This is a genomic window from Thermomicrobiales bacterium, assembly GCA_023954495.1.
GTDB lineage: Bacteria > Chloroflexota > Chloroflexia > Thermomicrobiales > CFX8 > JAMLIA01.
This window is the reverse complement of record JAMLIA010000095.1, coordinates 1-11179: the sequence shown is the minus strand read 5'-3', so window position 1 is coordinate 11179 and position 11179 is coordinate 1. Positions and strand designations below refer to the sequence as shown.

9 protein-coding genes are annotated in these 11179 nt (G+C 64.0%); 4 read left to right on the top strand and 5 right to left on the bottom strand.

Annotation, left to right across the window (positions count from 1 at the left end; all coding sequences use genetic code 11):
- Together M9890_13970 and M9890_13965 are read right to left on the bottom strand one after the other, a co-directional pair.
- A partial coding sequence (locus M9890_13970) for an FAD-binding oxidoreductase (protein MCO5178060.1) occupies window positions 1–872 on the bottom strand: 872 nt, incomplete at its 3' end.
- 45 nt (window positions 873–917) lie between these two features.
- A complete protein-coding gene (locus M9890_13965) occupies window positions 918–2708 on the bottom strand; it encodes a Rieske (2Fe-2S) protein (protein ID MCO5178059.1) in 1791 nt (596 codons plus the stop codon).
- Between the two features lie 160 nt (window positions 2709–2868).
- On the opposite strand from M9890_13965, the gene M9890_13960 reads away from it, so the two are divergent.
- Entirely contained in the window at window positions 2869–4434 is a 1566-nt protein-coding gene (locus M9890_13960) for a thiamine pyrophosphate-binding protein (GenBank protein ID MCO5178058.1), read from the top strand.
- On the opposite strand, the gene M9890_13955 is transcribed toward M9890_13960, so the two are convergent.
- Together M9890_13955 and M9890_13950 are read right to left on the bottom strand one after the other, a co-directional pair.
- A complete protein-coding gene (locus M9890_13955) occupies window positions 4431–5648 on the bottom strand; it encodes a CoA transferase (protein MCO5178057.1) in 1218 nt (405 codons plus the stop codon). The two genes, M9890_13960 and M9890_13955, sit on opposite strands and share 4 nt — an antisense overlap.
- 21 nt (window positions 5649–5669) lie before the next feature.
- The gene (locus M9890_13950) at window positions 5670–6275 is read right to left on the bottom strand and encodes an RDD family protein (GenBank protein ID MCO5178056.1); all 606 of its coding nucleotides are present in this window, start codon (window positions 6273–6275) and stop codon (window positions 5670–5672) included.
- A gap of 374 nt (window positions 6276–6649) precedes the next feature.
- Here M9890_13950 and M9890_13945 point away from each other — a divergent pair, with 374 nt between their 5' ends.
- On the top strand, window positions 6650–8059 hold the full coding sequence (locus M9890_13945; GenBank protein MCO5178055.1) for an FAD-binding oxidoreductase: 1410 nt from the start codon (window positions 6650–6652) through the stop codon (window positions 8057–8059).
- A 480-nt stretch (window positions 8060–8539) separates the two neighbouring features.
- Here the strand turns inward: M9890_13945 and M9890_13940 are convergent, their stop codons facing one another.
- On the bottom strand, window positions 8540–9139 hold the full coding sequence (locus M9890_13940) for a PadR family transcriptional regulator (GenBank protein MCO5178054.1): 600 nt from the start codon (window positions 9137–9139) through the stop codon (window positions 8540–8542).
- 156 nt (window positions 9140–9295) lie between these two features.
- Here M9890_13940 and M9890_13935 point away from each other — a divergent pair, with 156 nt between their 5' ends.
- Both M9890_13935 and M9890_13930 read left to right on the top strand, forming a co-directional pair.
- Window positions 9296–10396 carry an ABC transporter permease gene (locus M9890_13935; protein ID MCO5178053.1) on the top strand — a complete coding sequence of 367 codons (1101 nt, stop codon included), beginning with the start codon at window positions 9296–9298 and terminating at the stop codon, window positions 10394–10396.
- Between the two features lie 31 nt (window positions 10397–10427).
- Window positions 10428–11141: an ABC transporter ATP-binding protein gene (locus M9890_13930; GenBank protein MCO5178052.1), complete on the top strand. Its 714-nt coding sequence runs from the start codon at window positions 10428–10430 to the stop codon at window positions 11139–11141.
- Window positions 11142–11179 lie beyond the last annotated feature (38 nt).

Sequence of the window (11179 nt, the reverse complement as noted above, 5' to 3'; positions counted from 1 at the left end):
TTGCCACGGGCATATTCGACGTAGCCCTCATCGACACCTTCGTTGAAGTTGTCCGGGTCCCAGTCCTTGCGAGGCTGTTCGGCACCGATCAGCGAGGTGCGCGGCCCTTCGGGGCGCAGCCAGGTGTGGTTGATGTTGTCGATGACGACGACATGGCGATGGCTCCAGCCAACCGGCCAGTGGAAAATGGCGACCATCGCGCGGTGGGGGTAGAGGCCATAATCGAGGCCGAGCGGCTTCAGCAGCGACGGGGCGTATGCGCCGGGGGCGAGGACGACCTGCTCGGTGGCAATGCGGCCCTTGGTGGTCTCGACAGCAACGACGCGGTCGCCTTCGCGGACGATCTCGGTTGCCTCACAGTTCGTCCAGATCGTTGCGCCAAGCGCTTCGGCGGCGCGGGCGAACGAATAGGCGGTGGCGTTCGGATCAGCGAAGCCTGACACCGGCTCGTGGGCAGCACCGCCAACATCTTCGACGAACATGCCGGGGGCGAGTTCGACGAGCTCCTCGTGGCTGACCATGCGGGTGTCGATGCCGATCGCCTGCTGGGCGGCGACATTGGCCGCCAGCTTGTCCTCGTAGCCGTGGGCGACGACCTGAACGAAGCCCGGCTCGTCCCAACCGGCGTCACCGCCGTGGGTGTACTCGGTGAAGTTGCGGAACACCTTCAGGCTCTCGAACGCGAGTTGCGACTCGGGCACGTTCGTGTAGTGGGTGCGGACCAGCGCGCCGGACTTGCCGGTCGCGCCGGCCCCCAGTTGGCGGCGCTCGACGAGGTAGACGTTCTTCACGCCAGCCTTCGCCAGATGATAGGCGGTGCTGGTTCCGTTCACGCCACCGCCAATAACGACGACATCTGCTGTAGTCGACAATTCGGCCTCCCTTCCTGGCACGGGCCGAATTGTCGCACGGTCATGCTAGTCGGCGGCAGCATCCTCCTCGGCTGATTCGTAGATCGCCTCGCCACGATGCAGGCGCAGCGCAGTACGCGCTGTCTGGTACATGGCGCGCGATGTCGGGGCGTGGGCAGCGAGGTAGCGGGCGACCGCGACGAGCGAGCGGCGGGCGGCAAGCGGCTCGCTTTCCTGCAGATCGTGGAAGAGCTGGGTTCCTGCTTCGAGCATCTGGTAGGAGTGGAACTCGCCATCCTCGCGCAGGAGGACATGGCCGAGAGTTGAGATGAGCGCGGCCGGGTCGTGGTCTGCGGCGAGATAGCGATAGGCGAGCTGGCCGGCTTCGTTGACGCGCTGCTCGCGGTCGGTCAGCTCGAGCAGGTCGGCGAGCAGTGTGGGGCCGTCAGTCGATTCGGCTGCTGTCGGGCGCTCGTCAGGCAGGCGCGCGGCGGGCATGTTCAGGAAGCGATCCAGATAAACGCGCATTGCGCCGTGGAAGAGGCCGCGTGCCAGCTCCGGAGAGGGAGCGCGCAGCATCGAGCGGTGCAGCGCGTTGGCGTAGGTAAAGGTATGGAGAACGGTGATCCAGTCGGAGAACTCGTTGGAGGTATGGAAGCGGGCGACTCGCAGAACGGCGGCGTAGGCAAGCGCGCGGGTCAGCTCGGTCAGGCGCGTGCCGGAGCGCAGCGACTCCATCAGCCAGGCCACGATGGCGTATGGATCGTCGGCCAGCAAGATGTCGGCGGCATCGGCGAGGTCGATCGTGGCGTTGTGGCGCGGCGACTGCAGTGCCTGCGGCAGGGTCGCGAGCGATTCGTCGAGCAAGGCGACGAGGTCGACCGGATGCCGCCAGGTGTTGAGCTCTTCGGCTCGCATTGCGCCGGTGATCGACGGGATGACGCTGGGAAGCACGTCAGTCGCGCGATCCCAGCCGACGACGTCGAGTGCCTCGCAGGCCTTGTTGATGAAATCGAGCGTGTGGCCACCATCGAGAAAGAGGTGGTCGGTGGCGGCGGCAAGGAGCATGTGGGACAAATCGACCGGCGTGGCACCGGCGGCTGCAGCGCTGGCCAACGCGCGCTCGGCTCCGTCGCGATCGCGCACCTCGCAGAAGGAGCGGAACCAGGTGGTCAGGCGCGGGATGCCAACGTCGGAACCGGGCAGCGGGTCGAGCTGGAAGCGCGGTGGCTGGCCGGAGCAGTCGCGGGCGACGTTCGAGAGGCCGTGATAGAGCGCCAGGACCTGATCTTCGCGATCGAGCTGCGGGAGCATGTTGGTCATCGCGGCAAGGATAGTGAGGCCGGACGACCAGCCGCGCTCGCGGTAGCGGGAGCCGAACTCGACTCCGGCAGCGGCGACCTCAGCGCCGGGCGCGCCGTCATCGAGCAGCGCGAGGATGGACTTCACCAGCAGCAGGTTGAGGTTCTGCTCCATGCCATCGTGGAGGCGGCGCACCCAGCGCCCGCGACGGTCATCGTCACGCGGACGCGGATCGACGACGACGACATCGCCATCCAGCCAGACGTCGTAAGTACGCACGTCGTCGGCCCAGGGGTCGAACGTGCCGCCGGAGCGCAGGTCGAAGCGGGCGTGGTGCCAATGGCAGGTCAGGATGCCGTCACGAACCGATCCGCGATGCAGCGGGAAGCCCATATGCGGGCAGCGATTGTCGACGGCGTAGGGTGTGCCATCGGCGACGAAGACGGCGATGCCGTGGCGACCGCCGGAAATGACGGTCGGGTTGGCGATCTCGTCAAGCTTGCCAACGCGGACGGCGGCGTCACGGTCGGTCGGGCGAGTGGCTGTAGCAGTCATGATGCGCCTCCCTCTGTATCAGGACGTCATGCTGCTCATGGTAGTCCCAGGCGCTGTGCGACGCATCCGACAAACGTCGTAACTGGCCGGCGCTTGTGTCGCAGGCGGGCGTCACGTAGCCTGTCCGGGTAGGTTGGGCAGACAGGGAGGACGGTGAGGGATGATCGGGGCAGAGGTCGTAGCGGAACAGCTCGCCGAGCTTGGCGTGCGGCGGATGTACGGTGTCTCCGGCAATCAGGTGCTGGAACTGATCGACGCGGCGGATCGACTCGAGATTCCGCTGGTGCACATGCGCCATGAGACGGCGGCGCTCTTCGCGGCAGCCGGCGCTGCGGCGACGACCGGCGAGCTGGCGGTCGCGCTGACCTCGGCTGGTCCGGGCTTCCTGGCGGCGCTGCAGGGGATTGCCGCAGCGTCGGCGATGGAGGTGCCGGTTCTCGTCCTCTCCGGGGCCAGCCCATCGACGCAGAAGGGGCAGGGCGCATTTCAGGAAGTGGATCAGACGCGGATCGCCGGGGCGCTGTGTCGAGCGACATTCGAGCCGACGAACGTCGCCGATCTGCGAGCGACGATCCAGCAGGCGGCGCGACTGGCGCAGGCAGGCGTGCCGGGTCCGGTGCACGTCGCGCTGCCAGTCGATGTGCTGAACGCTGCCGTCTCTGACAACGCGCTGTCTTCCTACACCTATCACCACCCATCGATGTCTGCCGACACGCGCGTCGCGCTGCTGCAGATCGCTGAGAAGCTGCGACTCGCGAAGCGCCCGGCGCTCGTCGTGCGGCCAGCTGCTACGCGTGGGGCTGCGGCTGTCGCGCTGGAGCAGCTGGCTTGGACGCTGGGCGTCGCGCCGATCGTGGCTGACGCACCGCGCGGGCTGGTCGATCCGCGCTACGCCGACCTGGCGGCGAATCTGGCGGACGCCGACGTGACGCTGCTGCTCGGACCGCTCGATTTCCTGACACGCGGGCATGTCGGTCAGCAGGGTGAGCTGCTGGTGATCGATGCGCCGGGCGAGCCAAACCTGCCGGACGGCACACTCCGCGCGCAATACCCGCCGAGCGAAGCGCTGGCCTTCCTCGCCGAGCAGGTCCGCGAGGCGGATAGCACAGCAGAATGGCGATCGCGCTGGACTGTTCCGCCACCACCGCCAGCACCGGAAGAGACGGACGATCTGCTGCATCCGCTGACGGTCGCCTGGGCGGTGCGCGAGGCGATCGCGCCGGATGACATCGTTGTCTTCGACGGTGGCGAGTTTGCGCAGTGGGTGCGTGTGGCGCTCCGGAATGCGCCCAATGAGATGCACACAACGGCCAAGATCGGCGGTATCGGCGGCGGCATTCCGATGGCGCTGGGGATCAAGCAGGAGCGGCCGGACGCGCGGGTGATCGTGCTGGTGGGCGATGGCTCGGCGGGGTATCACCTGAGCGAGATGGAGACTGCGACGCGGCTGGGACTGCCGATTGTCGTCGTCGTCGGCAACGACGCTCGCTGGGGCGCGGAGTGGCACATGCAGCGCGATCGCTTCGGCGCGGGCCGCGAGGTCGCAACTGAGCTGGCCGAGGCACGCTACGACATCGCGGCGGCCGGATTCGGCGCAGCGGGGTACGACCTGCACTACCTCGGCGACCTGCAGGCGGCGCTCACTCGCGCACTACGCACCGACCTGCCGGTAGTGATGAACGTCCACATCCAGGCCGAGCGCAGCCCGATCCTGATCGCGCACTAACTGGCCGGCGGCGCGTCCCAGACCTGTATCACTCCGGCAGCGGCGAGCGCTTCGATGGCGGCGTCGTCCAGGTCGCAGCGCTCGCGCAGCACCTCGCGTGTGTGCTGGCCGAGCACTGGCGGCGCGGTGCGGACGGCGGCGTCGGTTGTGCTGAACTTCATCGGCACGCCGGGTAGCTGGATCGTGCCGAGCGTGGCGTGCTCGACCTCGACGAGCATCTGACGAGCGCGGACGTGTGGGTCGGCGAACACTTCGGCCATCGTGTTGATCGGCGCGGACGGGACGCCGGCAGCCTCCAGCAGCTCGGCCCATTCCGCGGCGGGCTTACGCGCCAGCTCGGCTTCGATGAGTGCGGCGAGCTCGGGGCGATTGGCAATGCGGTCGGAGTTCGTGCGGAAACGCGGGTCATCCGGCAGATCGGGGCGACCGATGGTGGCGCACAATGCGGCGAAGAGACGGTCGTTGCCGGCGGTGATGATCATCGGCAGATCGGCAGCCTGAAACTCCTGGTAGGGCACGACGAGCGCATGGGCGTTGCCGGTGCGCGGCTGATTCTCGCCGGTGATGAGGTAGTAGAGGTTGGCGTTGATCAGCCAGCCGACGATAGTGTCGAGCAGGGCGGCCTCGACGAGTTGACCCTCGCCGGTGCGCTCGCGGTGCAGAAGCGCGGCGAGGATCATGTTCGACGCCATCATGCCGGTCGTGACGTCGCCGATGGCGACACCGGCGCGCATGCCGACGCCGTCCGGTTCGCCGGTGACGCTCATGAAGCCGCTCATTGCTTCGGCGATCAGGTCGTAGCCGGGGCGTGACGAGTACGGCCCGGAGCGTCCGAAGCCGGAGATGGAGCAGTAGATGAGGTCGGGCTTGATGGCACGAAGCTCGTCATAGCCAAGGCCGAGCTTCTCCATGACGCCGACCCGGAAATTCTCGACGACAACATCGGCGGTGCGGACGAGATCGAGCGCGATCTGGCGGCCTGCGTCCGACTTCAGGTCGATCGCGATTCCGCGCTTGTTACGATTGACCGCCAGGTAGTAGCCGCTCTGGTCGCCGAGGTAGGGCGGTCCCCAGGCGCGGGTGTCGTCACCTTTGCCGGGCTGCTCGATCTTGATGACGTCGGCGCCCATGTCGGCCAGCAGCATCGTGCAGTAGGGTCCGGCCAGAACCCGCGAGAAATCGACGACGGTGATCCCGTCTAACGTGCCTGCCATGTCACTCCCTGTGTTTCGCGATTACTGCTGATGGGGCTGACGCGCGACGACTGCGCTCTTGTGCACAACGAGCGTCCGCGCGGCGCGATCGCCGAGGCGCTGGCGCCTGGGCGACATCTGGATCGCCAGCGCGCCGATGACGCCGACGAACATGCCATCGACCAGACGGAGCAATGAGCGCACCAGCGCGGCACGCAGACCGATCGGCGTACCGTCGAGGTTCACGACGCGCAGTCCGACGATGAGCTTGCCAATAGTTGCACCCCAGCGCGATTCCATGATGAGCGGATAGAGGATATAGATGGCGAACATGACCGCGACGACGCCGCCGTTCTCGGTGATCTCCTGAACGGATGGATCGCCTTCGGTGGGCAGAAAGTACGACGCGGGGATCAGCGCGATGAGCGTGATGACGACAAGATCGATCAGCCAGGCGATGCCGCGCTGACCCAGCTGCGCGAGCGCGACCGGCTGCGGCGTGGCTGGTGCGGCGGGCGTCGGCGGGGCAGCCGGCTCGTCGGCGAAGCCCTCCGGCATCCACTCGCCGCAATAGCGGCACTTGAGCGCCACAGCAAAGATCGGACGCCCGCAATACGGGCACGGCTTCATCGGCGACCTGACGCTCATGCGCTCCCTGCTCATCCCATCCGCAGCGCCTCACCCGGGTGGGCGCGGTATGGAGGGATGGTATCAGGAGATGGGGGTGATGCGGCTATCGAGGAACGACACCGACACATGCAACCCGTGTCAGCCCAACGGTACGGTATTGTCGTTTTGGTCGACATGCCAATCGGACGGCTCACACGTCGATGACACACTCGGCTGTCCGTGGCTGCTTCGGCCCTCTTGCAGGACGAACTGTACGAGGAATGTACGAGTACTGTGTCTGTTGATCTGAGCTGCAGCAATCCATAATGACGACTATCCAATGAGGCAATCCCAGCGACGTCGAAGGACGACGTCATGGGTGCATGCGCACTATGCAGAAATTGGGGAACAGATTGACTTTCTCAACCGCAGCCGCCAAAGTCCCGGCCACAAACATCGACATCCAGCTTGAGCAGCTTCGTCAACGAATCAATGGCGAGCTCATAACGAGATCGTCTCCGAGCTATGACGACGTACGGCAGACGCACGACTTAACCAACGACGCACGACCGTTGGCGATAGTTCGTGCCACGAATGAAGCAGATGTCGCCATCACGGTGCAGTTCGTCGGTGAGACCGGAATTCCGCTAGCGATACGAAGTGGCGGGCATAGCGTTTCGCGGCACAGCATGGTGGACGACGCGCTGGTGATCGACCTGTCGCGCATGAAGCAGATCACGATCGACGCAGAAACCCAGACGGCTCGCGCCCAAGCCGGTCTCACGTCAGGCGAGCTGTGTCAGCATGCTGTCGAGCACGGTCTGGCGCTCTCTACCGGCGATACGGCGAGCGTCGGGTTGGGCGGATTGACAACCGGCGGCGGAATCGGATTCATGGTGCGCAAGCACGGCCTGACGATCGACAATCTGCTATCGGCGCGCGTCGTGACAGCGAAAGGGGAAATCGTCACGGCCAGTGCCAACGAGAACCCAGACCTGTTCTGGGCAATCCGTGGCGGTGGCGGCAACTTCGGCATTGTGACTGAGCTCGAGCTGCGTCTCGCGCCCGTCGGCCAGATCCTGGGTGGGGATCTGGTTTTGCCATTGAGTCGCGATGTCGTACGCGGATTCCTCGACTATGCCGCATCCGCGCCGGACGATCTGACGTTGATCGGGAACGTCATGCCCGCGCCACCTGCGCCATTCGTCCCAGCCGAATGGATCGGCAGGCCGGTGCTGATGATCATCGTCACCTGGACCGGCAGCATCGAGGAAGGACAGCGAGCGCTCGCACCGCTGCGAGCACTTGCGACGCCGGTGGCAGATACGGTGCGCCCGATGCCGTATCCCGATATCTACATGTCAACCCAATATCAGGAGCAACGATTGGGGATCGCAGTCCATTCGATGTTCGCCAATGATGTGGGCGACGACGTCATCGACAGCTGGCTGGCAGCCGTCGAAAGCCCGCCGTCACCGTTCAGCCTCGTGCACTTGCGCGGTCTGGGTGGAGCGATGGCGCAGGTCGCGTCGGATGCCACCGCATTTGCACATCGCAGCCATCGGCTCTATATCGCGATCATTTGCGCCTGGATGGACCCGACCCAGGATGCGATGCCTCAGCACGCCTGGGCAGATGGTCTCTGGCGGACCATGCGTGATGCAAGCATGGGAGCTTACGTCGGATTCCTCCAGCAAGACGATCCGGAACTCATTCTCGACGCTTATCCTCCAGCCACGCACGCCCGCCTGCGCGCCATCAAGGCCGTCTGGGACCCGGAGAACCTGTTCCGGTTCAATCACAACATTGCGCCGGAGGGGTGAGAGGGGGCGACAGCGCCGTTGCCCAGCGCCGAAAAGGGAGGGACAGGCGCATACGCGCAGGACAGTCTCTATAACCCTTCCTGTGCATATTGGCTGCTTACGCGGGCTTACAGGTTGGTTGCGCCAGCAATGCGTCGATGAGGCCATTTCGCCGGTGGAGATATGTACAGGCTGCCTGAATAGCGCGACTGGGCGCAATAGCACTGCTGATCCTTGACGACCCCAAAATCCGTGAGTGACCGATTCTTGTCGCAGATCACGGCTACCGCGGCGCACCTCGGATCTCGCATACGACCAACTGACTCGGAGCGGGAGATCTTTCGCAGCGGCTCAAAATTCCATGGTACAGGGGGGGTCTGTTCCTCTTACTATTTGACTACTTGGTGATGATTGCGCGCTCAAGACCCAAGATTCAGGAATAACTCCCGAGCCGGACAGATTCTCCAATACTGAACCGTCTGACGGGAAGTCGCGAGAGTTTCAACGTTGCGGCAGGGCACTGCCCTCAGGTGCCGGTATGGGTTCGTCGTGCTCCAGGCGAGCGATCGTCGCAACGAGCCAGTCGCGGTCGGCGCGGCGCATGGCGGTGAGGTGGTCGAGGGCGATGGCGAGGTTGAGCTTGTCGCCGTGAACGGGCACGGATGGTCGGGGTGCCAGCAGGGCATCGAGACGCTCCAGGCGCTGGCGTAAGCAGGCGAGTGCTTCATCGCGATCGAGAAAGTTGATGAGCACAAGCCCGATATCTCCCGCATAGGTCGACTCGTCTGCGGTGGACAGGTTCGCGCGGAGCAGGTCATGAAAGAGATCACGGCCAACCGGCGTGATCGTGTAGACCTTGCGTGGGGGGCGATTGCCGGCTTGTTCGGTGTGGACCTCGATGAAGCCGGCAGATTCCAGGCGAGACAGGAGCGCATAGGCCGTTGGCTTTTTCATGGTGGCGACATGACAGAGCGTGTTCTCGATGAATTCGTTGATCTGATACCCATGCTGATTCTGCGTCATCAGGACGCCGAGCAGCAGCAGGGTGCGCTCATCCCAGGTAGCCGTACTGCGGCTCTTCTCCGCATCACGCTGGACCATTTCAACCTCCTTTAATCATCCGCATTATAGTCCACATTGACTAATCACCTGCATAATCATATACTCGACTCTATTAGTCAAGTGTGACTAACCAGGCCGGGGTATTCAGAGCGATCTCGGAACCGGCGTCGCCTCGGTCAGGAAAGGATTGAGCCAGTGTTCCTTGCGCTTCGTGAGATTCGGCACGCCAAGCTGCGGTTCGCGTTAATCACCGGCGTCATCATCATGGTTTCGACACTCGTATTCAGTCTCTCCGGGCTAGCAAATGGTCTCAGCGCTGGCAACACCGCGGCGATCGATGCGATGCCAATCGATGGGATGGTCATCAGCAACGGGAGTGATGTTCTCCTGGACCGTTCTTCCGTGGGAGCAGACGACGCTGATTCGATCGCATCCATCGCTGGGATTGAGGCCGCCGAGCCACTCGGTGTGTCCTCGGCGAGCATCAGGAAGCAAGGCGAGACCAGCCTCCTGGGGGTCTCCTTCTTCGGTGTCGTCCCCGGTGGTTTGCTCGAGCCCCATATTCAGAAGGGGGAGCGCCTGGGCGCAGTGGCGCACGGTGTGGTCATCGACGAATCTCTGGTGGACGACGGCATCGGGCTGGGTGACACGTTCACAACTGAGCCAGATGGCGTCGAACTCACCGTCGTGGGGATCACGACCGGCAAGACCTATCGCCTCGCACCAGTTGTCTTCATGCCGCTTGATCTTTGGCAGCAGATCCAGCCAGTCCGCCAAGGCGCAGCGCAGGATGATGTAACGGCAATCGTGGTTCGAGGTTCATCCGAGGCGATCGCGATGATCCCTGAGACAGTGCCAAACACGATGATCGGTACCAGGAATCAAATCGCTGACCATATTCCGGGCGAATCCGAGCAGAACGCTACGTTGTTGCTCATCCAGGTCTTCCTCGTCGTCATCGCAGCCGGCATCATCGCCGCGTTCTTCTACATCATCACGTTGCAAAAGATGCCAGAGCTGGGCGTTATGAAGGCGATCGGCACCGGCACCGGCTACCTTGCACGCACGCTCATTACGCAGGTCCTTGCGCTGGCGATAGTTGGAGTGCTGATCGGGATCTCGATAGCAGATACGCTCGCGCTCATCATTGGTAACGCGGTCCCATACAGCATCTCGACCCAACGTATGGCCCTGTTCGGCGGCGTGCTCCTGCTTGTCGCAGTTGGTGGCACGGCCCTGTCGCTCGCGCGTATCGCGCGGGTCGATCCACTAGACGCGATCAACAAGGCCGGGTAACCGATGATTCAACGCGAATTGGAGAGCGATCATGACGACCAACATTCTTGAGATCCAGGGGGTCGACAAACAGTTCGGCGATGGTGAATCCCGCGTGGATGCGCTTCGGGACGTTAATCTGACGGTCGGTGTTGGCGAGCTTGTCGCGCTCATTGGTCCATCAGGATCGGGCAAGTCGACGCTACTGTCGATTGCGGGAGCGCTCCTGACGCCGACGAACGGGCAGGTGTTCCTCGATGGTGACAACATCACGCAAGGCTCACCGTCGGAGCGAACGCAACTGCGGCTGGCGAAGTACGGGTTCATCTTCCAGGGATCGAACCTGATCTCCTACCTGACCGGGCGGGAGCAATTGCTCTTCATCGCGCACCTCATCGGCCTGCCCAACAAGGAGGCTGAGCAACGGGCCGATCGCCTTCTGAGCGACCTCGGCATGACCGAGCGCGCGACCCACTATCCCGAGGAGCTTTCAGGCGGTCAACGTCAACGAATCGCCATCGCGCGGGCGCTGATGAACGATCCGCGCATCATTCTGGCCGACGAGCCGACCGCCAGCCTCGACTCAGTGCGCGGGAGGCAGGTGGTCGAGATGCTGGCGAAGGAGGTCCACGAGCGTGAGAAGGGCGGCATCCTGGTCACCCACGACGAGCGATTGATCGACCTGTGTGACCGCGTCGTGCGCATCACCGATGGGCAGATTTATGAAGATGAGAGGGCGGTTGCGAGACGAGTTGTGGCTGTCTGAGGTTTTGGGGTCAGGAGTTGCGGTGTCTCGCAGCGGAG